We start from the raw sequence: 22135 nt of genomic DNA on the forward strand, positions 1-22135 counted from the left end.
CGGGCGCAGTCGGCAGAGCGTCCACCAGTGGCTTGCGTTGTTTGTCTTTTGCTATGATTCCAGTGACTTCACCAAGTGCTCGATGAACGTACACTAGCTAAGGAGAAAACTAGATACTACTGTTATTATATGCCTATTTTATATGGTAGCGTTCAATACTAGGCATTCACTCAAACTCCGCTTGCTTAAATCGCCAATATCCGAAGGTAACCGGTAGAAAAATCCAAGCGAGCAACATTACTATTCCAAATAAATTCGGAAGGTGAGGGGCACTTGTTGTCTTTCCAGTTAGAACCAATCCAAATAAATCAGATACGTATCTGTTTGCGCCTGCAAAGGCTTCAAACGGGCTAATACGACTTGCATAGAGGTACCAAGTTGGACCATCTGCATATGTCAGTATCTCTGCCAGTTCTATATTTTCAGTGGACGGATTTCCAGTTATTAATATTGAAAGGAGAGGTAGTCCCAGTTGCGTCCAGAGGGGGCCGAAGAACGCATATAAACCAAACATGATACCAATCGCTCGCCGTCCAGAAGAAACGAAACTTGAAACTCCAACGGTGGCTCCCATCCACGCGACTCCATAGAGAAAGAGCGTCCACGTTCCGGAGACTATATCTATAAGATTGAAATTACCTACTTGGAGGACAACTAGAGTTCCGAGTAACACTACTGATACTAAAATTCCAATAACAAGAACCACAGTTCGGCCAATAAACTTACCGAAAACTAAGTCCCATCGTTTACTAGGGAAACCAAGTAGTAAACGAATTCGACCGGTTTCACGTTCTCCAACTACCGAGTTATAGCCGATAACGATTGCAAAGAGTGGGAGCCAGAGATCAAATTGTGCAGTGGCTAGCAAGAAAGGATGTGAGGAGAGTTCAATGAACTTTGGCCCGATGGAGATCCATCTCGCTAAGACCAGAATAGTCATGAAGCCAACGGCTGTCCAAACTGTATTTGTACGGAAAGCGTCTGTAATGTCTTTCTTTGCGATAATCAATGCGTCTTTCATTCTCTATATCCTCCGTTAGTGACTTTTTCAAATAGGTCAGCAAGTGACGCATTTTCAACGTTAATATCGGTAACCGTGGCTCCTGCTGTTTCAACACAATTGATGACTGATGACTTTGCGCTCGGATCAGTACAATCAATTCGGAGAGTAGTATCAGTCTCTGAAACGTTATTAACGTGATTCAAGTCTAAAAGACCATGATTATCGGGAACGGTATCTACTGTGAGGACAAGTGTTGAGTCTCTATTGAGACTTTTCCGTAGTTCATCAATTTTACTTACTGTAAGCAGTTCACCGGCATCAATAATTCCAATCCGATCACAAACTGCTTGAACTTGCTCTAAAGAATGACTTGAAAAGAACACGGTGGTTCCGTTGTTTGACTCTTGATTGATTATCGCCTGAAACTCCTGTACCCCATTTGGATCAATTCCCGTAGTTGGCTCATCAAGAATAAGGATTTCCGGATTACCAACAAGGGCGATACCGAGGGCAAGACGTTGGCGCATTCCTTTAGAATATCCTTTTGCCCTTTGATCGCCTTCTCCCTCTAATCCAACTCGTTCTAATATAGATTTTGGCTTTATATCGAATTCACCTATTTGAGTTGCGTATTCAACATGTTCTCGACCGGTGAGATGGTCATAAAGACTATAATTGTCTGGAAGAACACCGATATGTTTTCGGACAGTATACGGGCTATCTTCAGGGTTATGTCCGAGAATAGATATTTCACCATCCGTCGGTTCCCTGAAACCAAGCAATAAATCTATTATTGTCGACTTGCCTGCCCCATTTGGCCCTAAGAATCCAAATACCTCACCTCGTTTGATTTTCAAGTCGAAGTCTCTAACTGCCGTAGTCGTACTGTATTCCTTTACCAACCCCTCAATTGTGATAGCTGACATCTATTCATACCTTTTCCATCTCATAACTTAAAACAACCGATGTAGTAGAATATCCTATATCTGTAGTTTTAATATAAGTTACAAATATTAAAATAAATATCATATACAAAATTGTAAGCTGCAGCCAAGCTAGATGCTTGGGAGACGGTAGTTGACTCCGAGAAAAGTTGCTGTCAGTTATCGTCCTCTATAGTGGTCGTGATAGGGCACATCCCCGCTATTAAAGGTCCGGTCAACACTCAGAGTAAAGTCATCGCTGATGATTCCAAAATACGCCGTCGGTCCCAGCGATACTCAATAACCAGTAGATGTGCTGGCAATCACTGTAAACTTCTCCTCAGTTATAGCTACTTGTAGCGATATCGCCCGTTGCGGGCTTCCTCTAGAGGCCATCGTCAGAACACGGAGAGTGAATTTTGTTATCTGGTCGTTTCTCTCGCTTCCGTTAAGCGTGCGACTACTGGTTTCGATAAGTTCACGCTGAAGGACCTGCCTATTTTTAGTTCGTCCCGTTGCTATCGGTAGTATGCGAGTAGACCTCGGTAACGCACTCTCGGACGTCGCCACCCCCGGCCTCTCACGTGAAGCGCTCGACGAACTCGACGAGCGAGTCGCCGACGCCCACGAGCGCATCCAACGAGGGCGCGACGAGTCCGAACACGGCTACGCCGCGCTGAACCTCCCCGAAACCGCGAACCCCGACGAGATTCGGCGCGCGGTCGAACCCTTCGCCGACGCCGAGGCGGTCCTGACCGTCGGCATCGGCGGGTCCGCGCTCGGCGCGGCCACGCTCGCCCGCGCCCTGCCCTCCGAGACGGACGCCTTCTTCCTCGACAACGTAGACCCCGAACACGTCACGCGACTACTCGACTCCCTGCCGCTGGCCGACACCGCGGTCAACGTGGTCTCGCGCTCGGGCACCACCGCCGAGACGCTCGCCAACTTCCCCGTCGTGCGCGATGCGATGGACGACGCCGGAGTCGATTGGACCGACCGGACCTTCGTCACCACCGGCGCGGAGGGGAACCTCCGGCGACTCGCCGAGAAGGAGGACCTGCCCGCGCTCGCGGTGCCCGACGGGGTTCCCGGCCGCTTCTCGGTCCTCTCGACCGTGGGGTTGGCCTGCGCCGCGATACAGGGCCACGACCTCGACGCCATCCTCCGCGGTGCCAGAGACGAGGCCGACCGACTCGCGGGGTCGCTGTACGACTCGCCCGCGTACGCCTACGGCGCGGCGTCCTACGCCCTCGAAGAGCGCGGCGCGGCCGTCAACGCGATGATGCCCTACGCCGAGTCGCTCGAAACCTTCGCCGAGTGGTTCGCCCAACTGTGGGCAGAGAGCCTCGGCAAAGACGGCCGCGGCCAGACCCCCGCTCGCGCGCTCGGCGCGACCGACCAACACTCCCAACTGCAGCTCTACCGGGCCGGACCTCACGACAAGATGGTCACGCTCGTGCGACCAGAGGAGCGGGCGGACCGGGCCATCCCGCACACCGACCTCGACGGTCTCTCGTATCTCGGCGGGTCGTCGCTCGGCGACCTGCTGGACGCCGAGTTCGAGGCCACCGAAGCCAGTCTCGCCGCCGCGGGTCAGCCGAACGTCCGGGTCGAAATCGACCGCATCGACGAGCGGAGCCTCGGCGAACTCCTCTACGGCATGGAGGCCGCCTGCGTCCTCTACGGCGAACTCGCGGACGTGAAGACGTTCACGCAACCGGCGGTCGAGTGGGGCAAGAAGGCCGCGAGAGGGCTGTTGGGTGGCGGCGACTTCGAGGAGGCAGACGCCGTCGCCGAGAAGACGACGCTGACTGTCGAGTAGCGTCACCGATAGAACAGAAAATTTTTGATAACTGGTTGAATAGAACCGAAAGTACGTCCGTTCGAAACAATGCTATCGGCCCTCCATCGACGGGTAGCTCTCGCCACGCTAGTCGCCCTCGCAGGCGTCGCTGGCGTGGTCGCAGGCGCACCCGCAACGACAGACGATGTATCGAACAGTGACTACCACATCGTTTCGGACGGTGACATCGCCGCCTCCGTCTCGCAGTCCGACGCGACGAACGACAACGAGAACGTCACCGCGACCTTCGCCAACGACCACGAGAATATCGTACTCCATCCGCACGCGAATCAGACCGTCCGACTGCGAACGAACGCCGAGGCCGGGACGGAACTGAAGGTCGAACTCCTGAGAAACGGAAGTCTCAACCGGGTCACCACGGCCCCGGTCTCCGAGAACGGGACCGCGACCGCAGTTTTCGACCTCGGCGATTTCGAAGCCGAACGCGACGTCTCGCTGGTCGTCCGCCACGACGACAAGAAAGTCGCCGAATCTCCCGGCGTCGTGCGGAAAATCTCGACCGAACTCGTTCACCACGGTGACCCCCTCGTCCTCCGGCCCGCCGAGAACGAGACGGTTCAGATTCGGACCGACGCTGACCCCGGGCGAAAACTGCAGGTGGCACTCAAATCCGACAAGTTCGTCCGAGCCGTCACCGCGACCGTCTCCGAGAACGGGACTGCCACTGCGACGTTCGACCTGAGCGACGTGGAGTCGGGGACCCCGATTACCGTCTCGGTCTTCGCCAGCGACGAACCGGAGTTCGAGGGTCTCGTCGTGAACGAGTCGGCCACCGTGCGCAGAAACGGGACGCTAACTGTGGACGACCCCTCGTCGAACTACACCGTTCGGGGCCGCGTCGGTGACTGGACCGTCACGAAACTCGAGGTCAACGTGTCGTCGGTCGACTCGACGCTTGACGCGTCGCGGACCGTGACGGTCGACGGGGCCGGTCGATTTAACGCGACATTCGACCTCTCGTCGCTCTCCGCCGGTACCGAACTATCGGTCGATGTCGGCGGAGTGCCTCGGTCGGTGTCCGAACTCGTTGTAACCGAGGCGTCCCGCGACGCCACCGTGTTCGCTTTCGTAGAGACCCCGCTGAATCTCACGGTTCAGCGTCCGGGCGAGGCGGTGCTGGTCCGCGCCGCGTCCGACCAGACGATTCGCGGGACGACGAACCTCCGTCCGGGGACCGAACTAGTCGTGACCGCCGAGAACGGTGCGATGAACGTCCCGAGCGACTTCTCGCTGTCCGACACCGCGACGGTTCGAGAGGACGGCACCTTCGCCGCGACGCTCGACTTCGACGAGGCCGAGGCCGGAGCGAACTTCACGGTCACGGTCGAACGCGGTCTCCCGCTGGCAGAAGTGGACGGACGCGTCGTGAAGGAGTCGGCCGTAATTCCAACGACGACTGCTCGCACGACCACCGCCGACGAACCGACGGCGTCCACCAACTCGACGACCGACGGTAGCAGCGAGTCCAGCATCCCCGGGTTCGGCGTCCCCGTCGCGCTCGTCGCGGTGGCGGCCGGACTCGCGCTCGCGCGGCGGAACTGACGACTCGTCTCACTCGACACAACTCACCGCGCCAACATACAAACACAGGGACTTTAGCCCGGCCACCCCTTGTTCGGAATATGGAAGACCGTTCTGCTGCGAGCGTGGGCGTCGTGTTGGCCGGATTCACCCTCGCGGCCGCCGCGCTCCCGTGGGGCACCGTCGGCATCGGTCCCGTCGAAAACGTGATTCTCGCCGTCCTCGGTGTGACCGCGTTCGGCGCGTTCGTGTTGCGACGCCACGACGTACTCGCCCGCGGTCCCGGGTCGCTCGTCGCTGGCGTCGCCAGTCTCGGCGTCGTCGGATACGTCGGCGTGTCGAGAGCGAGCGCATTCGCCGGTCGCAGTACGTTGGCCGAGGGAACGACGCTATCCGTCGATGTAACTGCGGTCTCACCGTGGGGCGTGACCCTCGCGCTAATCGGCGGGGTGGGCGGCGTCATCGCGGCGTACGGCGACGGCCGGGGTCTCCCCGAATCGCTTGGTACGGCGGTCAAAGCCGCCGGATGGGGTCTCGCAGTCGGGTTCGCCGGACTGTTCGCCATCGCGGCGTGGGCCAGCGTGCTCGTGAGTATCGTCGCGGGACTCGTCCCCGGCGACCCCGGAACGGCCACTCAACTCGCCATCAGCGCGGTGGCGCTCGGTCTCGGTACCGGCACCGTCGCGCTGATATACTTTCAGTGGACGGACAAGACGCTGGCGTTCCTCGACTTCCGCGTCCCGACGCTGCGCGACCTCGGCTACGTCGGCGGTGGCATCCTCGCGCTGTTCGGACTACAGGTACTCGTCACGGTCGTCTTCTCCCAACTCGGCCTGAGCACCGCCGAACACAACGTCCAGCAGGCCGCGGCGGGCGGCAACGCCGAAATCCTCCTCTTGCTGATTCCGGCGTCGTGGCTCATCATCGGTCCGGGCGAAGAACTGCTCTACCGCAACATCATCCAGAAGTCGCTGTACCCGACGTTCGGCGAGTGGGGCGGTGTGCTGGTCGCGAGCGTCGTGTTCTCGCTGGCTCACATCCCCGCCTACGCGGCCGGGGCCGACCTCCCCGCGTTACTGAGTACGCTCGCGGTCATCTTCTTCCTCTCGCTCATCCTCGGCGCGACGTACCTGAAGACGGACAACGTGACGGTCTCGGCGTTGATTCACGGCACGTTCGACGCCATCATCTTCGCGGCGATGTACGTCCAGATGACTGGCGGTGCGTGACCGGTCTGTTCGCGACTGAAAACGGAGCGGGCGAAATCCACGTTCGGCCCGAAAACGGTGCGTCTGCTGTCCGTGCGTCCCGCGTCCGCCTCACGTCTGACGTAGATTTAACACCTTCAACGACCTCTGAAAGTCTCATGGAGCGTCGCTACTCGATTACCTGCGAGCGCGACCGCGCCAAGCGCATCGAGACGCTGGCCCGCGAGTACGACCTGACGACGCAGGAGGTCCTCCGGCAGCTCATCGAAGTCGGACTCGAAGAGATAGAGACCGACGAGTGAGTGCGAAACGACCCCGCGTGGGTCGAGCGACAGCGCAAGTTCCGCGGGAGACTGACCTCCCAACGGACGGGTCTCGCTGTGGGCGAATCATCCGGTCGGCGAGTCGAACGTCGGATAAAGACGGTAGTTCGGTCGATTCAGGCGTTCGACGGGTTCTTGCGGGTCAGTTCGCTTCCGCAGATGGGGCATCGGTCCTTGTTCTCGTCGAACTCGCGGCCGCACCCCTGACACTGGAAGCGCCAGTCGCGCTGTTCCGCGATGCCTTCCTGCGCGATGACCTCGACGCTCACGTCCATGTGTTCGGCGACGTTCTGCATGGCGTAGTCGTCGGTGACGAGCGTCGCGTCGAGTTCGAAGGCACCGGCGATGAGTCGAACGTCGGTGTCGGAGAGTTCCTCGAAGTCGCCGGTCTCCTTGGCGGCCCGACGCACGCGCTCGACCGCGCCGTCCTGCGGGATGTGGATGTGCATCCCGGACCCCTCCATCGCGTCGAAGCGATAGGCGCTCTCGTCCTCTAGTTCCTCGCGGACCATCGGGATGCTCGCCGTGTCCGCGTTGGTGTGATACTCGTTGATGAAAGCTGAGGCGTCTAGAACGTACATTTACCGCTGAACGACGATGTAGTCTTTTACTGCCTGCACTCGTTTGACGGGGACCTGAAATCGACCCTCTTCGTCGGAGTCGAACTCCACCGTGCCACGTTGCAACTGTTCGTCCGGTTCGACGAGTAGGTCCGCGAGTTCACCCGTCTTGAGGTCCATGGTGATGTTGTACAACATACCGAGTTCTGTTCCGTCTGACCCCATGACGGCCTTCCCCGAGAGGTTTTCGGCGAGGATTTTCGACATACGGGGGGTTACTGAGTGCTACACCATAAAGGATACGGGGTGGTGTGACCCCCGGCAGTTCGGTCGCTGACGTACAGCGGAGTGAAAAAGTTAAATGCTACGCGGAGTACCTCTTGAGTAAGAACCTTCTTTCCCCGGTGGTAGCCTATGCCTGACACTAATACACGCGAGAACGGACAAGGTCTGCGCACCCCCATTGTCGCCGTACTGGGGCACGTAGACCACGGCAAGACCAGTCTTCTGGACAAGATACGCGGTTCGACCGTCATCGAGGGGGAGGCGGGTGCTATCACCCAGCACATCGGTGCGACCGCCATCCCGCTCGACGTGGTGTCGAAGGTCGCGGGGAGCCTCATCGACCCGAGCGACTTCGACTTGCCGGGCCTGCTGTTCATCGACACGCCGGGTCACCACTCGTTCACGACGCTCCGGTCGCGCGGCGGCGCGCTGGCCGACATCGCCATCCTCGTCGTGGACGTGAACGACGGCTTCCAACCGCAGACGCTCGAAGCCATCAACATCCTCAAGCAGTCCCAGACGCCGTTCGTCGTCGCGGCGAACAAGATAGACACCATCCCGGGGTGGAAACCGAACGAGGACGCACCGGTCCAACAGACCAAGGAGGCCCAGAGCGACCGGGTACAGTCGGCGCTCGACGAGCAACTCTACGAGATTATCGGCGAACTCAGCGACGAGGGGTTCTCGGCCGACATGTACTGGCGGGTGCAGGACTTCCGGGGGAACATCGGCGTGGTACCGGTCAGCGCGGAGACCGGCGAGGGTGTCCCCGACCTCCTGACCGTCCTGATGGGTCTGGCCCAGCGGTACATGAAAGAGGACATGGCCATCGACGTGACCGGGCCGGGCGCGGGCACCGTTCTCGAAGTCAAAGAAGAGAAGGGCTTCGGGACGACCCTCGACGTGGTGCTGTACGACGGCACCATCCGCGAGGACGAGACCATCGTGGTCGGGGGTCTCGACGACCCAATCGTGACCGACGTGCGCGCCATCCTGAAACCCCGGCCGCTCGCCGAGATTCGGACCGAAGACCGCTTTGAGAAGGTGGACGAAATCGCGGCCGCGTCCGGCGTCAAAATCGCGGCACCTGACCTCGACGACGCGATGGCGGGCGCGCCAGTCCGCGTGGTCCGCGACCGAGACATCGAGGAAGTCATCACGGAGGTTCGGGCCGAACTCTCCGAAATCGAGGTCGAGACGCAGGAACAGGGCGTGGTCGTGAAGGCGGACACGCTCGGCAGTCTGGAGGCCATCGCCAACGCCATGGACGAGGCCGAGATTCCCATTATGCGCGCCGAAGTCGGCGACGTTGCCCCCCGCGACATCAGCGTGGCGTCCACCGCGAGCGAGGACAAGCACAAGACGATTCTCGCGTTCAACGTGGACGTGCTGGCCGACGCCGAACAGCAGGCCGAGGAGAGCGACGTGAAACTGTTCGAGAGCGGCGTCATCTACCGACTCATCGAGGAGTACGAGGAGTACATCGAGGAACTCGAACGCGCCCAGCAGGAGACGGTGCTGGACAACATCACTCGGCCCGCGCGGTTCCAGATTCTACAGGACCACACCTTCCGCCAGAACGACCCCGCCGTGGTCGGCGTCGAGATTCTCGCGGGCACCGTCAAGAAGAACAGCAACGTGGTGAAGTTCGACGGGAACGACCCGACGCGGGTCGGCCAACTCAAGGGGATTCAGGAGCAGGGCGAAGACGTGGACGAGGCTCGGAGCGGGAACCGCGTCAGCGTCGCCATCGACGGACCGACGGTCGGCCGCCAGATAGAGGAGGGCGACGAACTCTGGATGGAACTCCCCGAGAAGCACGCCAAGATTCTCGAACAGGAACTTGCCGACGACATCCCGGTGGACGAACTCGAGGCGCTCCAGATGTACCTCGACAAACGGCGCAAGCGCGACCCCTTCTGGGGCAAATAGGTCGGGCCGAAACCGCTGTCCGCGCCCCACCGACTTGAATTCCAGCCACGTACCGGGTTTCTTATAAACAGTCGGCTCTATTTTTCACTGTTTATTACTCAATCAGTCCAAACAATAGTGCGGTTAAAATTACCTCTGGATATGGGTTCTTGGCGGGTTTCAGCCGCGCTCGTAGGGTTTTAAACGGTCTGAAGAGCGAAAACGGCTTCCTCCTTTGAAGTATCAACCCTCGTTCACTGTCGAGTGGAGTCATGACGGAACGTACTACGACGCGACGACGGTTCCTGCAAGCATCGGCCGCGACGGTCGTAACTGGCGCCCTCCCCGCGACTGCGACCGCCGCCGAGACCGGGTGGACGGTCGCCGAGACGCCGTCGGACACGTCCGACGAGCCTTGGCAGACTGCCAAGACCCCCACCGGAAACACCCTCTACGACGTGGAGTACACGAACGACGGCGCGTACGCGGTCGGCGCCGGCGGCGTCGCCATCCGCCGGACGCCCGACGGCTGGCGGACGGTCTTCGACGGCGGCGTGACCGGAAACGGGAACTCGTTGTACGGCGCGGACGTGACCGACGACGGCAAGCAAATCTGGATGGTCGGTTCGTCTGGCGCGGTCGGCGCGTACGACGTGGAGACCGGGACCCTCTACGACCACTCCAAGCCCGTCGGAAGCACGAACAACTTCAACGACGTGTCCGTGACGGGTCCCGCTGGCGAGGCGAACGTCTACGTCGCGGGCGACTCGGGCAAGGTCTACTACAGCTTCGAGAACGGGGAGTCCCAGACGTGGAACTACGTCACGCCCGGTAGCGGGTCGGGACTCTCGGCCATCGACTTCCACGACGTGAAGTCCGGCCACGTCGTGGACACCAACCAGAAAGTGTTCCAGACGACCGACGGCGTTTCCTACGACGACATCGGCATCGCCGACGCGAACGTCAACTTCTACGGCGTGGACAGCGACGCCCGCGACGACGTGTGGGTGTCGGGCGGCGGCGGCATGGTCTTCCACTGGGACGGTGCCAACTGGACGCCGACCGACCTCGGCGACGCCGGTCTCCGCGACGTCGAAGTCACCGACGACGACCGGAACGGCTTCACCGTCGGCGGGGGCGGCAAAGTCTTCGACCTGACCGACGGCAAGTGGGCGCAGGACGCCACGCCGACCGGCCAGAACCTGAAGGCGGTCGTCCGCGGCAGTCCGAACGTCGCCGTCGGTGCCGGCGGGACGGTCGTCGAGAACTGAGCGGCGATTGCCCTCGCGGAGTCGAACGCTCGCGACAGGCCCTCCGACTCCAGTGTCGCTCCTCGCTCTCCGCCGGATAGGATTACCACCGACCAATAATTTTTAGTCGACGGCTACCATATACACCTACTGGAAGGTGGTTTCATGCTCGGGCAAATCCAACTACCTAGTGGTAACGCCGGAGTACCGAACGCATCCTACTACGACCTCGCTCTCGTCTTCCTTCCGATGCCGCTGCTGGTCGGTCTGCTCGCCGGGAAACTGTTCGGCGTCGCGTCCCAACTCAGCGTGTCGGCGGGCGCGGTGCTGTCGGCGATTGCGCTCGCTCATCTGCTCTTCCGGAACCCGCCGACGCGCCGCGGTCCGCGCGGACAGGTCGGCGGACCCTCCGCGTGAAACTGCTGATTCTCCTGCGTGAGAGTCGACGGCCGCTCTGCGCGAGAACCAGTAGCCGCTCGACACGACGGACGGTAGTCGGTCCGCGTGAGAATCGATGGTCGTTCGAGTGATAGTACGTGACCGGCGAGCGGACGCGGACGCTTATCGCGCGGTCGGCGTGATGTTGTCGCCCATCATCTGCTTGACCTGCATGGCGGCGCTCGCCGCGAGACCTCGGGCGACCTCCGCCTCCTCGTGGGTTTCCAGGTTGTCCCCGTCGAAGTCGTCGATGCTGGGTTTGAACCCGGCACTCACGGGGTGGCCGACCGGCGGTTGGACCGACACCTGCGCCTGCGGTCCGTTGCCGTCGTCGGCGACCTTCGACCCGACGACGTACTCGTCGGGGAGGAACTCGCGGGTCCGGGTGGCGATGTCGGTGATGCTGTCGCGAAGCGACTGTTTCTGCTCGGGGGAGAGGTCCGGAACGTCGGCGTTCGCACGTTTCCCGGCCTGCGTCTTGCCGGGGACGCCCGCGTAGGGGGTGTTTCCGTTCATCGGTCTGACGACGATAGTTAGGTCCCGACGTTATAAAAGCTCTCGGCTTCGGCAGACTCTGGCACGGTTCTCCACCACGAGCGAGTCCGCTCAGCAAATCGGCTCGCTCTCGCCGTAGACGGCCACGACGACCGCCGTCGCGTAGACCCCGGCCTCGGCGTCGATGCTCGCGGTCTCGACGCGCTCGCCGGTGAACGTCCACTCGCGCAGTTCCCGCCCGGCCGCCAGACCGGTCCGGACGCGCTCGGTCACGTCCTCGGGGTCGGTCTCGCCCGCGGCCTCGTAGAACAGGCCCGGTCCCTCCTCGCTCGCGGTCCACCCGAGCGCGGCGGAGACGTGGCCCGGTCCGGCGCGTGTCGCGCGCGCCTGCACGACCGTCAGGCGCTCGCCGGCCGGTCCGAGGTCCGGGGCCGTGCCGACCGCCTCGACCTCGGCGTCGGCCGGAATCATCGACGAGACCGCGACGAGGTTGTAGTTGTGGAGGTTGGCGTCCGCGAGGGCGGCGTCGTACGAAGACATCTCCGTGGGACCGGTCCCGGTCCCCCACGCGACCCGAATCGTGCTCATATCTAGTGTGAATCACCGGGCGAGGTAAGGGATTGCGATTTTCGGTCTAGTCGCGGACTCGGCAGTGAGGTCACTCACCACCGAGTCCAGTCAGAGGTTCGGTTGTTCGACGGTCTCGGTCCAGAACTCGTCGCGGAGGTATCGCTCCTCGACCGGGCGGTGGCCGAGGGACTTCGCGACACGGCCGAGCGTGGCCCAGAGCAGTCGCTGGACGGCCGGGGGTCCGACCGCGACTCTCGTACCGTCTCGGAGGTACTCGGTCATCACGAGTCCGTAGAGGAAACTCGGCTCGCCGTAGTCGCCGCCCGAACCGAACGCCCCCTCGTGGTCCAACCCGGCGACGGTGAGTTGCGTTTCGAGGGTCTTCGCCCACGGAAGGTCCACGTAGAAGGCGACGAAGTCGTCGGTGTCGTTCCGGAAGTAGTGTTCGCGCCCGGGCCGGACGGTGTGCTCGTCGCCGGGTTCGAGACGGCGGGGGTCGCCTTCCTCGACGACGGTCAGTTCGCCTTCGACCGCGCGGAACTGCTCCTCGTCGGCGGTGTGGACGTGTGGGGGGAACTCGGTCGCGTCCGGCGACAACCAGACCAACATGGCGGGCGACTCGTCGGCGTCGTCGGGCCACCGCAGGGGAGCCATCCACATCCCGGTCCCGGGACTGGACGCGAGCGGGTAGGGCGAATCCGCGAAGAGGTCGGCGGCGGCCCCGTCGGGGTCGAGTTCGAGCGCGGGTCCTTCGGTCGGTGTGCCGTCCTCGTCGAGGGGACGCCCGGTCGTGAGCGAGTCCATGCTCGAAAAAGTCAGCCCGAGGACATAACTCTCGGGGAATACTTTGCGGGGCACGCCGGGTGAATCAACGAGTATAACCTGCGCGCACCCTCACCCCGAACCAACGGAGACCCCTTCATGACAATCAGATTCGTGACGAGCAACGAAGGTAAGGTCCGAGAGGCGCGCGAGTACCTCGACGACGACGTGGAGCAGGTCAACTACGACTACACCGAGATTCAGAGCGACGACCTCGGCGAAATCGCGGTCGCCGGGGCGAAGGAGGCCTTCGCGGAGACCGGCGGGGACGACCCCGTACTGGTGGACGACGCGGGCCTGTTCGTAGACGCGCTCGGCGGGTTCCCCGGACCGTACTCCTCGTACGTCGAGGACACCGTGGGCGTCGAGCGCGTCTGGAATCTCGTCGAAATGGAGGAGAACCGCCGGGCGCAGTTCCGGTGCGCGGTGGCCTACTACGACGGCGAGACGGCCGAGACGTTCGACGGCGCGGTGCCGGGCCGCATCGTCGCGCCGCGCGGCGAGGGCGGGTTCGGCTACGACCCTATCTTCGAACACGAAGGGGAGACGATGGCCGAGATGAGCACCGAGCGCAAGAACGCGATTTCCCACCGCGGGCGGGCACTGGCGAAGTTCGCGGACTGGCTGGCCGAGGACTGAGCGAACGACGCCTCTAGCGGTCGCTCAGTCCGAAATCGCCTGCGTTCCGTCGGAGGACGCCGACCGACAGCCCCGTTCCAGTTCGAGGACGTTCAGGTCGCCGTCGAGGGTCACCGACAGCATCTCGTCGTCCAGCGGAATCTCGACCAGTATCTGCCACGGGTCCTCCGAGAGGATGGTCGTCTGTTCGTCGCTGACGCACCACGCGAGGTCCCAGTACGGCGTCGTACACAGGTCCACGCCGTGTTCGCGGTGGAACGTCACCACGTCCGACTGGTCGAGGAGCGAGAGTCCCACCGCCGAGTAGAGTTGGTGGTGACACTGCTCGCACTCGTGGTCCACTCGCACCTCCAGTCCGAGGAAGTCCTCGTCGTCGCGGGTAATCGCGGTGGACATCCGGCCGTTGCACTCCGGGCAGACGCCGTCGGCCGCGAGGCAGTGGAGGTGGCGCACGCGCTGGTTGAACGCGTCCATTATCTCCTCGCGGGTGCGGTCGTTCAGTCCGCCCGGCGGGAAGGGGTAACAGCCGTGGTTCTTCCCGCACTCCTTGCACTCGATGGCCAGCATCTCGTCGTCGTAGTACGCCTGTAGTCCGCCGTCGCAGGTCGCACAGGTCCCCTGCACGTCGAACGGACCCATCTCGGGGTGTTCGTTGAACGACCCGGCGAGGATGGCCCGGACGACCTTCTTCCCGGCCTGCCTGAAGTCGTACCCGTCGTCGGTCTGGACGACGAAGTGGTCGGTGAGCTGCTTGAGGTGGTAGTTGAACTGGGCGCTGTCGCGCATGCCGACCTCGCGTCGAAGCTCCGAGAAGTTCACCGGGCGGTCCGAGGCCTTCCAGAGCGCCTCCAGAATCGACAGTCGCGTCTCGTTGGCGATGACCGAGAACGCCTCGGCCGGGGCCACGCAGTCCTCGCAGTCCCGAATCGTGGACTCCTCGGCGTCGAGGTCCGCGTTCGGCCCTGTTGTTCCGCTCATACGACGAGATGCGGTCGCATCCGGCTAAAGTGTTGCCTTAATCGCATTTTTGTTGCGTTTCTTACTATTCGGCGGAGATGCGCCGTACCGTCAGCAGGCCGGTCTACGGCCAAAACTTGTTTACTCGAAGCGGTGGTGGTCCCTCGAAGAGCGATGCTGCTGGAACGGGTCGCGTCGGGAGGCACTCTCCGTCGGCAACCGACCGAGAACGAAGGGGTCGGACGCGTCCCCGACGAGCGTGATTCCGCCGACCGGGACCGTCCCGACCGTCGTAACTGTGCACGGTAGGAACCGTCCCGACACCCGAACGAGAACAGTAGGTTTATCAGTCGTTCGGGGCGAATCTTCCAGTAGAATTACTTCAGGAGGTCAACTTTGACAGGAAATTACGCCCAACCGGAGGTGAATATCGGACTGGTCGGTCACGTAGACCACGGAAAGACGACGCTCGTGCAGGCGCTTTCCGGCGAATGGACTGACCAGCACTCCGAGGAGATGAAGCGTGGCATCTCCATCCGGCTCGGGTACGCAGACGCCACGTTCCGGCAGTGTCCCGGTCTCGACGAGCCGGAGCGATACACGGTAGACGAGACGTGTCCGGACGGCAGCGAGAGCGAACCGCTCCGCACGGTGTCGTTCGTGGACGCCCCCGGACACGAGACGCTGATGGCGACGATGCTCTCGGGCGCGGCCATCATGGACGGCGCGGTGCTGGTCGTCTCGGCCAGCGAACCCGTCCCGCAGGCCCAGACCGAGGAGCACCTGATGGCGCTCGACATCATCGGCATCGACAACATCGTCGTCGCCCAGAACAAAATCGACCTCGTGGACCGCGAGCAGGCCCAGCGCAACTACGAGGAGATACAGGAGTTCGTGGAGGGCACCGTCGCCGAAGACGCGCCGGTCGTCCCCATCTCCGCCCAGCAGGAGGTCAACATCGACCTCCTGATGCAGGCCATCGAGGAGGAGATTCCGACGCCCGACCGCGACCCCGACGCGGACCCGCGGATGCACGTCGCTCGGAGTTTCGACATCAACCGTCCCGGCACGACGTGGGACGGTCTGATGGGCGGCGTCCTCGGCGGCAGTCTGGTCGAGGGGAGACTCACGGAGGGCGACGACATCGAACTCCGCCCCGGCCGCGAAGTGGAGGAGGGCGGCGAGACGCGATGGGAACCCGTCGAGACCGACGTGCGCTCGCTTCAGGCGGGCGGCGAGACGGTGGACGAAGTGACGCCGGGCGGATTGCTCGGCGTCGGGACCGGTCTCGACCCCAGCCTCACGAAAGGCGACGCGTTGGCGGGACAGGTCGCCGGGACGCCCGGTACCCTCCCCCCGACGTGGAACAAGTTCACGATGGAGGTGGACCTGCTCGAACGCCTCGTCGGACTCGACGACCAAGACATCGACGACATCTCGACCGGCGAACCGCTGATGCTCACCATCGGCACCGCCACGACGGTCGGGTCCGTGACCAGCGCGCGCGAAGGCGAGTGTGAGGTCGCGCTCAAGCGACCGGTCTGCGCACCCGAAGGTGCCCAGATAGCCATCAACCGCCGCATCGGCGCACGCTGGCGACTCATCGGAGTCGGCACGCTCACCGAGTAGCATGGTCGTCACGGTCGCCATGGACACGAGCGCGCTCATGATGCCGGTCGAGTCGGACGTGCGGTTGTTCGACGAACTCGACCGACTCCTCGGCACCTTCGAGTGCGTCGTCCCCCGCGCCGTCTGCGACGAGCTGTCGAAGCTCGCGGAGGGCGCCGGAAAGGAAGCCGTCGCAGCGAGCGTCGGTGCGGACTTGGCGGCCGAGCGATGTCGAACCGTCGAACACGAAGCATCGTACGCAGACGACGCGCTTGTCGAACTCGCCCCCGAGTTCGACTACGTCGTCACGAACGACGGTCCCCTCAAGGGGCGCCTGCTCGACGCGGACGCACCGGTAATTCATATAAGGGGCCGGAACAAACTCGCAATCAGCAAACCTTAGCATGTACAAACGGGTTAGACTCAAAGATACGGTCGAGGTACCCCCAGAACACCTCGCAGAGGTGACGCCGGAGCTAGTGAAGCGGCTCCTGCAGGACAAGTTGGAGGGACGAATGGACGAAGATGTCGGAAGCGTCGTCAGTGTCGTGAACGTCAACGACATCGGCGACGGTGCGGTTCTTCCGAACCGACCGGGCGTGTACTACGAGGCCGACTTCGACGCGGTCACGTACGACCCCCAGATGCAGGAAGTCGTGGACGGCGAAATCGTGGAGGTCGTCAACTTCGGTGCCTTCGTCGGCATCGGTCCGGTGGACGGACTGCTCCACGTCTCGCAGATATCGGACGAGTATCTCGCGTACGACGAAGAGGGCCAGATGCTCGCGTCCCGCGAGTCGAACCGCACGCTCGGCGTCGGCGACTCGGTGCGGGCGCGCATCGTCACCAAGAGCATCGACGAGCGCAATCCGCGCGAGAGCAAGATTGGTCTCACGGCCAAGCAGGTCGGTCTCGGCAAGCACGGCTGGCTGAAAGAGGAACGCGAGAAGCGTCAGGCCACCACCGAGAGTGAATAACGATGGCTAGCAACCGCCTCGCCTGCCGCGAATGTCACGCCGTGGCCGAACCCGACGAGGACACCTGTCCCATCTGCGGTTCGACCAGCCTCACGGAGGACTGGAGCGGCTTCGTCATCATCGCGCACCCCGACGAGAGCCAGATTGCCGAGGAGATGGAAGTGACCGAACCGGGCAAGTACGCGTTGAAAGTCCGGTAACCGCTACTGATTCACCGTGAGTGACGTTCTCGTCACCTTGCCCGCGGAGATGCGCGGGGAACTCAAGGAACCGATGGGACCGATTTTCACCGACGCCGAGCGCCTGCTGGCGGCGGCGGGCGACGGCCCGCTCGTCGCGGTGGGCGACGTGGTGACCTACCATCTCGAACGTGCCGGCGTCGTGCCCGACGTGGCCGTGGTAGACGGTCTGACCGAGCGAGAGGAGGTCGAGGACGACGTCGCGGAGGGCGTCGCTAGACTCGGCCAGTCCGCACGCGAAGTCCGCGTCGAGAATCCCGCGGCGACCGTCACCCGCGAGATGGTCGTGGCGCTCCGCGAGGCGATTGCCGACACCGTCCCGACCGTCATCGTGGTCGAAGGCGAGGAGGACCTCGTCACCCTCCCGGCAATCGTGGCCGCGCCGCTGGGCGCGAGCGTAGTCTACGGTCAGCCGGGCGAGGGGATGGTCCTCGCCGAAGTGACTGCGGACGCCAAAGATAGGATGCACGACCTTCTAGGCCGAATGGACGGCGACGCCGGCGCGCTGTTCGAGATTCTGGACGCGACGTAGCTTCGGTCCGCAGCCGAGTTCGGGTTGTTCACTTCGAAATCCTTTTACAACGTTCACAGCCAATAACAGAGTAACTGAGCGATACACATGGAAGTTGAAATCCTCTCCGAGGAGCAGAATCCGATGCTCCACCGGTCCGAAGTGCGGTTCCAGATAGTTCACGACGAAGCGACGCCCTCCCGGCTCTCGGTCCGCGACAGTCTCGCGGCGAAGTTGGACAAGGACTCGAGCGAAGTCGTGGTTCACGAGATGAACACCAAGTTCGGAATGCGCAAGACCGTCGGCTACGCGAAGGTCTACGACAGCCCCGAGCACGCCCGCGACGTCGAGCAGGAGTACATGCTCGAACGTAACAAGATTGCCGCGGACGCCGACGCCGAACCCGAGGCGGAGGAGGCCGAATAATGGCGCGCAACGAGATGTACGACGACGACGGAACGACCGATAAAGAGACCTGCACCCGGTGTGGCGACGCGTTCCTCGCCGACCACGGCGACCGCCTCCACTGCGGTCGGTGTGGCTACACCGAGTGGAAGTAGGGCGATGCGCCGAGCGGGAGCGAACTGCATCGTGAAAACGCGAACGGCGACGAAGGAGCCGTGAGCGAGCGAATGCGCGTCCTCGGCATCGAGGGCACCGCGTGGGCGGCCAGCGCGGCCGTCTACGACACTGAAGACGACCCCGACTCGATTTTTATCGAAACCGACGCCTACCAGCCCGACAGCGGCGGTATTCACCCGCGCGAGGCCGCCGAACACATGAGCGACGCCGTCCCCGAAGTCGTCGAGACCGCCTTGGCCGAGGCCGACGGCGATATCGACGCGGTGGCGTTCTCGCGCGGGCCGGGTCTCGGTCCCTGCCTGCGGACGGTCGGCACCGCCGCGCGAGCGCTCGCCCAGACGCTCGACGTGCCCCTCGTCGGCGTCAACCACATGGTCGCCCACCTCGAAATCGGTCGCCAGCAGTCGGGGTTCGACTCCCCGGTCTGCCTGAACGCCTCGGGCGCGAACGCCCACGTGCTGGGCTACCGCAACGGCCGGTACCGCGTGCTGGGCGAGACGATGGACACCGGCGTCGGCAACGCCATCGACAAGTTCACGCGCCACGTCGGGTGGTCCCACCCCGGCGGACCGAAGGTCGAGGAGGCCGCCAAAGACGGCGAGTACGTCGAACTCCCCTACGTCGTCAAGGGGATGGACTTCTCGTTCTCGGGCATCATGAGCGCCGCCAAGGACGCCTACGAGGAGGGGACGCCCGTCGAAGACGTCTGCTACTCCCTGCAGGAAAACGTCTTCGCCATGTTGACCGAAGTCGCCGAGCGCGCCCTCTCGCTGACCGGGAGCGACGAACTCGTGCTGGGCGGCGGCGTCGGGCAGAACGCCCGTCTCCGCGAGATGCTCGGTGCGATGTGCGACCAGCGCGGCGCGTCGTTCCACGCCCCGGAACCGAGATTCCTCCGGGACAACGCCGGGATGATAGCGGTCCTCGGCGCGGAGATGGTCCGTGCGGGCGACACCATCCCGGTGGAGGAGTCGGCCGTGGACCCGGACTTCCGGCCGGACCAAGTCCCTGTCACGTGGCGCGACGACGACGAGTCCGTGGCCGTCTGGCGCGAGAACGGTGCGGAAGTGAAGGGCGCGGAGGCCACCGTCGAAATCGGCGACGAGCGCGTCACGAAGCGCCGCCTGCCGAAGCGCTACCGCCACCCCGAACTCGACGCGCGCCTCCGGCGCGACCGGACGGTCCTCGAAGCGCGCCTGACCAGCGAGGCCCGGCGACACGGCGTTCCGACCCCGGTGGTCTACGACGTGGACCCACAGGAGGGCGTGCTGGTGTTCGAGCGCGTGGGCGAGGCCGACCTCCGCGAGAATCTCACGCCGGACCGCGTGCGCGACGTGGCCCGGCACCTCGCCGCGATTCACGCCGCGGGGTTCGTCCACGGCGACCCGACGACGCGGAACGTCAGGGTCGGGCGACGCGACGGGCCGTCCGGACCGGACCGGACCTACCTCATCGACTTCGGACTGGGCTACTACACCGACGACGACGAGGACTACGCGATGGACCTCCACGTCTTCGCCCAGAGCCTCGCCGGGACCTCGGACGACGCCGAGGAGTTACGGCGCAAGTTCGAGGAGGCCTACGCCGAGGCTGGCGACGATACGGTGTTGACTCGGCTTCGGGCGGTCGAAGGCCGCGGTCGCTACCAGTGAGGACTCGGCCCACCACCTCCCGTCTCGGCCCACCAACTTCTTTCGGACGGCGGTCGAGTACCTCCCTATGGACGACGAACTCGAGTGTCACGCGGACGGTAGCTTCGAGTACGGCGGTCAGGACGGATATCTTGACGAGGTGGACGGCGGTACGGTCGGCGTCGATTCCGACGGTAGCCTCGTCAACCTGAACGTCAAGGTCACCGAACGCGAGGAGTTCGTACACGCGAGAGCTAAACTCACTCCCGAGGAGGCCCGCGAGGTCGGCGAGTGGCTCCTCGACTACGCCGACCGCACCGAGGAGTGACTCTCGACGGACCGCCGCGCACGTCGTCCCGCGGTCCGCCGCGGGAACCGTTCAGCTTTCGACCGTAGCCAAAGCACTTTATCCCTCTCCGCCGTATTTCTCTCACATGGCAGACAAACCTACCACCGGCGAACTGTTCGGCGTTCCGTACAACTTCGAGCGACCGAGCATCGGACGGATGCTCTCGTCGTACTGGAAACCCGACGAGGGGATGCTTGTGGACAAGCCCTTCGGCATCGGCTACACGCTCAACCTCGCCAACTGGCGGTCGTGGATAGTGCTGGCCGTCGCCGGCGCGCTCCTCTGGCACGAGCGCAAGAACGAGCAACAGGAACTGACCGCCGAGGGCGGTCCGGTCGAAGTCGTCGTGGACGACGACTGAGGACTCCGATTCTCTGCTCTGGAGTTACGAACGCGTCGATGGCGCTTCGTGACGGATAGTCGCTACGCTAGCCCGTAACGGCAACAGGAAGCAAAGTAGCAGGATAAGTCCCGTCGCTCGACAGCGGCGGTCGTCCGAGCGCCGTCGGACTTCCGAGCAGTTTTAACCGCAGACGAACGCCCATCGAGTATGAACCGGTCCGCGCTCGTCGCCGTCGCCGCCGGAGCGTTACAGGGCGTCTTCGAGTGGTTACCCATCTCCAGCGAGGGCAACATCACCGTCTTCTTGACCGCGCTCGGGTCCTCGCCCGAGGCCGCGGTCCAGTTCTCGCTGTTCCTCCACGCCGGAACTGCGCTCTCGGCCGCGGTGTACTACCGCGACGAGTTGCGCGACGTGCTGGCCGCGCTTCCCCACTGGCGGCCGGGGTCGGCGTTCGACCCCGCCGCCGACGCTCCGGGTGCCACGGGCGCGCCCGGCGCGACGAGTGCGGGCGCAGGAAGCACGGACAGTCGCGTCGCGAGTGCGCGTACCGCCAGCCAACGCCCGACCCTCTCGTTCCTCGGGGTCGCGACGCTGGCCTCGGGCGTCGTGGGCATCGCGGCCTACGCCACGCTCGACCACGTCGTTTCCGCGCTCACGGGCGGCGCCTTCGTCGCGCTGGTCGGCGTCCTGCTCGTGCTGACGGGCGTCCTCCAGCGGGTCGCCGACGACTTCGAGTTCGGCGGCCGCGAGTCGCCGGACCTCGTCGACGCCGTGCTGGTCGGCGCGCTACAGGGGCTGGCCATCCTCCCGGGCGTCTCCCGGTCGGGAACGACCACTTCGGCCCTGCTCTTCCGGGGTCACGACGGGCCATCGTCGTTCCGACTCTCGTTCCTGCTGTCGATTCCGGCCGCGCTCGGGGCCGGCGTTCTCGTCCTCCTCGACACCGGGGTTCCGGAAGTCGGGGCGACCGAGGCCGCACTGGCGCTGAGCACCGCCGCGGTCGTCGGCTACCTCACTATCGACGCGCTGATGCGGGTCGTCGAGCGCGTGCCCTTCTGGGGGGGTCTGCGTCGGACTGGGCGCGCTGGCGATACTGGGCGGCGGAGCGCTGGCGATATAGGACGGC

Annotated in this window: 26 protein-coding genes and 1 pseudogene; 19 read left to right on the forward strand and 8 right to left on the reverse strand. The window is 63.3% G+C overall.

Annotated elements, in window-relative coordinates:
- Positions 1–166: 166 nt before the first annotated feature.
- Both FXF75_RS02185 and FXF75_RS02190 read right to left on the reverse strand, forming a co-directional pair.
- Positions 167–1021 (reverse strand): ABC transporter permease, encoded by an 855-nt coding sequence (locus FXF75_RS02185; RefSeq protein ID WP_163519914.1) that lies wholly within the window; start codon positions 1019–1021, stop codon positions 167–169.
- Positions 1018–1929: an ABC transporter ATP-binding protein gene (locus tag FXF75_RS02190; RefSeq protein ID WP_163519915.1), complete on the reverse strand. Its 912-nt coding sequence runs from the start codon at positions 1927–1929 to the stop codon at positions 1018–1020. The genes FXF75_RS02185 and FXF75_RS02190 overlap by 4 nt, the downstream gene beginning before the upstream one ends.
- A 526-nt stretch (positions 1930–2455) precedes the next feature.
- Between FXF75_RS02190 and FXF75_RS02195 the strand changes: the two genes are divergently transcribed.
- The 4 genes from FXF75_RS02195 to FXF75_RS02210 all read left to right on the forward strand — a co-directional run bounded on the left by FXF75_RS02195 (position 2456) and on the right by FXF75_RS02210 (position 6821).
- Positions 2456–3748 (forward strand): glucose-6-phosphate isomerase, encoded by a 1293-nt coding sequence (locus FXF75_RS02195; protein ID WP_163519916.1) that lies wholly within the window; start codon positions 2456–2458, stop codon positions 3746–3748.
- Positions 3749–3817: 69 nt separating this feature from the next.
- Entirely contained in the window at positions 3818–5332 is a 1515-nt protein-coding gene (locus tag FXF75_RS02200) for a BGTF surface domain-containing protein (RefSeq protein ID WP_163519917.1), read from the forward strand.
- Between the two features lie 80 nt (positions 5333–5412).
- On the forward strand, positions 5413–6540 hold the full coding sequence (locus FXF75_RS02205) for a CPBP family intramembrane glutamic endopeptidase (RefSeq protein ID WP_163519918.1): 1128 nt from the start codon (positions 5413–5415) through the stop codon (positions 6538–6540).
- A 137-nt stretch (positions 6541–6677) separates the two neighbouring features.
- Complete coding sequence (locus FXF75_RS02210; RefSeq protein WP_163519919.1) at positions 6678–6821, forward strand: CopG family transcriptional regulator; 144 nt, start codon at positions 6678–6680, stop codon at positions 6819–6821.
- Between the two features lie 137 nt (positions 6822–6958).
- On the opposite strand, the gene FXF75_RS02215 is transcribed toward FXF75_RS02210, so the two are convergent.
- Positions 6959–7423, reverse strand: a complete 465-nt coding sequence (locus FXF75_RS02215; protein ID WP_163519920.1) for an NOB1 family endonuclease — start codon at positions 7421–7423, stop codon at positions 6959–6961.
- Positions 7424–7669 (reverse strand): PRC-barrel domain-containing protein, encoded by a 246-nt coding sequence (locus FXF75_RS02220; RefSeq protein WP_163519921.1) that lies wholly within the window; start codon positions 7667–7669, stop codon positions 7424–7426.
- Positions 7670–7816: 147 nt separating this feature from the next.
- Here FXF75_RS02220 and infB point away from each other — a divergent pair, with 147 nt between their 5' ends.
- From infB to FXF75_RS02235, 3 genes are all read left to right on the forward strand, one after another.
- Positions 7817–9619, forward strand: a complete 1803-nt coding sequence (infB, locus tag FXF75_RS02225; protein ID WP_163519922.1) for a translation initiation factor IF-2 — start codon at positions 7817–7819, stop codon at positions 9617–9619.
- 251 nt (positions 9620–9870) lie between these two features.
- Positions 9871–10869 (forward strand): twin-arginine translocation signal domain-containing protein, encoded by a 999-nt coding sequence (locus FXF75_RS02230; RefSeq protein WP_163519923.1) that lies wholly within the window; start codon positions 9871–9873, stop codon positions 10867–10869.
- 144 nt (positions 10870–11013) lie between these two features.
- Complete coding sequence (locus FXF75_RS02235) at positions 11014–11265, forward strand: hypothetical protein (RefSeq protein ID WP_163519924.1); 252 nt, start codon at positions 11014–11016, stop codon at positions 11263–11265.
- Between the two features lie 144 nt (positions 11266–11409).
- Here FXF75_RS02235 and FXF75_RS02240 read toward each other — a convergent pair whose 3' ends face one another.
- The 3 genes from FXF75_RS02240 to FXF75_RS02250 form a co-directional block, all read right to left on the reverse strand.
- Positions 11410–11802, reverse strand: coding sequence for a DUF5811 family protein (locus FXF75_RS02240; RefSeq protein ID WP_163519925.1), 393 nt, complete (start codon positions 11800–11802; stop codon positions 11410–11412).
- A gap of 90 nt (positions 11803–11892) precedes the next feature.
- Positions 11893–12369, reverse strand: coding sequence for a pyruvoyl-dependent arginine decarboxylase (locus FXF75_RS02245; protein WP_163519926.1), 477 nt, complete (start codon positions 12367–12369; stop codon positions 11893–11895).
- 90 nt (positions 12370–12459) lie between these two features.
- Complete coding sequence (locus FXF75_RS02250) at positions 12460–13155, reverse strand: cupin domain-containing protein (protein WP_163519927.1); 696 nt, start codon at positions 13153–13155, stop codon at positions 12460–12462.
- 117 nt (positions 13156–13272) lie between these two features.
- Between FXF75_RS02250 and FXF75_RS02255 the strand changes: the two genes are divergently transcribed.
- A complete protein-coding gene (locus tag FXF75_RS02255) occupies positions 13273–13812 on the forward strand; it encodes an XTP/dITP diphosphatase (RefSeq protein WP_163519928.1) in 540 nt (179 codons plus the stop codon).
- A 24-nt stretch (positions 13813–13836) separates the two neighbouring features.
- Here the strand turns inward: FXF75_RS02255 and FXF75_RS02260 are convergent, their stop codons facing one another.
- Positions 13837–14790, reverse strand: a complete 954-nt coding sequence (locus tag FXF75_RS02260) for a helix-turn-helix domain-containing protein (protein ID WP_163519929.1) — start codon at positions 14788–14790, stop codon at positions 13837–13839.
- Between the two features lie 375 nt (positions 14791–15165).
- Here FXF75_RS02260 and FXF75_RS02265 point away from each other — a divergent pair, with 375 nt between their 5' ends.
- The 11 genes and pseudogenes from FXF75_RS02265 (at position 15166) to FXF75_RS02315 (ending at position 22129) form a co-directional block, all read left to right on the forward strand.
- Positions 15166–16398, forward strand: coding sequence for a translation initiation factor IF-2 subunit gamma (locus tag FXF75_RS02265; protein WP_163519930.1), 1233 nt, complete (start codon positions 15166–15168; stop codon positions 16396–16398).
- Between the two features lies 1 nt (position 16399).
- Entirely contained in the window at positions 16400–16780 is a 381-nt protein-coding gene (locus tag FXF75_RS02270) for a PIN domain-containing protein (RefSeq protein ID WP_163519931.1), read from the forward strand.
- Between the two features lies 1 nt (position 16781).
- The gene (locus FXF75_RS02275; protein ID WP_163519932.1) at positions 16782–17354 is read left to right on the forward strand and encodes a DNA-directed RNA polymerase; all 573 of its coding nucleotides are present in this window, start codon (positions 16782–16784) and stop codon (positions 17352–17354) included.
- 2 nt (positions 17355–17356) lie between these two features.
- A complete protein-coding gene (gene spt4 / locus FXF75_RS02280) occupies positions 17357–17554 on the forward strand; it encodes a transcription elongation factor subunit Spt4 (RefSeq protein ID WP_163519933.1) in 198 nt (65 codons plus the stop codon).
- Between the two features lie 16 nt (positions 17555–17570).
- The gene (locus FXF75_RS02285) at positions 17571–18125 is read left to right on the forward strand and encodes a GTP-dependent dephospho-CoA kinase family protein (protein WP_309221743.1); all 555 of its coding nucleotides are present in this window, start codon (positions 17571–17573) and stop codon (positions 18123–18125) included.
- An 87-nt stretch (positions 18126–18212) separates the two neighbouring features.
- On the forward strand, positions 18213–18530 hold the full coding sequence (locus FXF75_RS02290) for a 30S ribosomal protein S24e (RefSeq protein WP_163519934.1): 318 nt from the start codon (positions 18213–18215) through the stop codon (positions 18528–18530).
- Complete coding sequence (locus FXF75_RS02295) at positions 18530–18664, forward strand: 30S ribosomal protein S27ae (RefSeq protein WP_163519935.1); 135 nt, start codon at positions 18530–18532, stop codon at positions 18662–18664. The genes FXF75_RS02290 and FXF75_RS02295 overlap by 1 nt, the downstream gene beginning before the upstream one ends.
- A gap of 72 nt (positions 18665–18736) precedes the next feature.
- Complete coding sequence (locus tag FXF75_RS02300) at positions 18737–20338, forward strand: bifunctional N(6)-L-threonylcarbamoyladenine synthase/serine/threonine protein kinase (RefSeq protein WP_163521062.1); 1602 nt, start codon at positions 18737–18739, stop codon at positions 20336–20338.
- Positions 20339–20405: 67 nt separating this feature from the next.
- On the forward strand, positions 20406–20645 hold the full coding sequence (locus FXF75_RS02305) for a hypothetical protein (RefSeq protein WP_163519936.1): 240 nt from the start codon (positions 20406–20408) through the stop codon (positions 20643–20645).
- A gap of 106 nt (positions 20646–20751) precedes the next feature.
- The gene (locus FXF75_RS02310; RefSeq protein WP_163519937.1) at positions 20752–21027 is read left to right on the forward strand and encodes a DUF5808 domain-containing protein; all 276 of its coding nucleotides are present in this window, start codon (positions 20752–20754) and stop codon (positions 21025–21027) included.
- Positions 21028–21216: 189 nt separating this feature from the next.
- A pseudogene (locus FXF75_RS02315) lies at positions 21217–22129 on the forward strand (undecaprenyl-diphosphate phosphatase).
- Positions 22130–22135: the final 6 nt, after the last annotated feature.

The organism is Halorussus sp. MSC15.2, from assembly GCF_010747475.1.
Classification (GTDB): Archaea; Halobacteriota; Halobacteria; order Halobacteriales; family Haladaptataceae; genus Halorussus.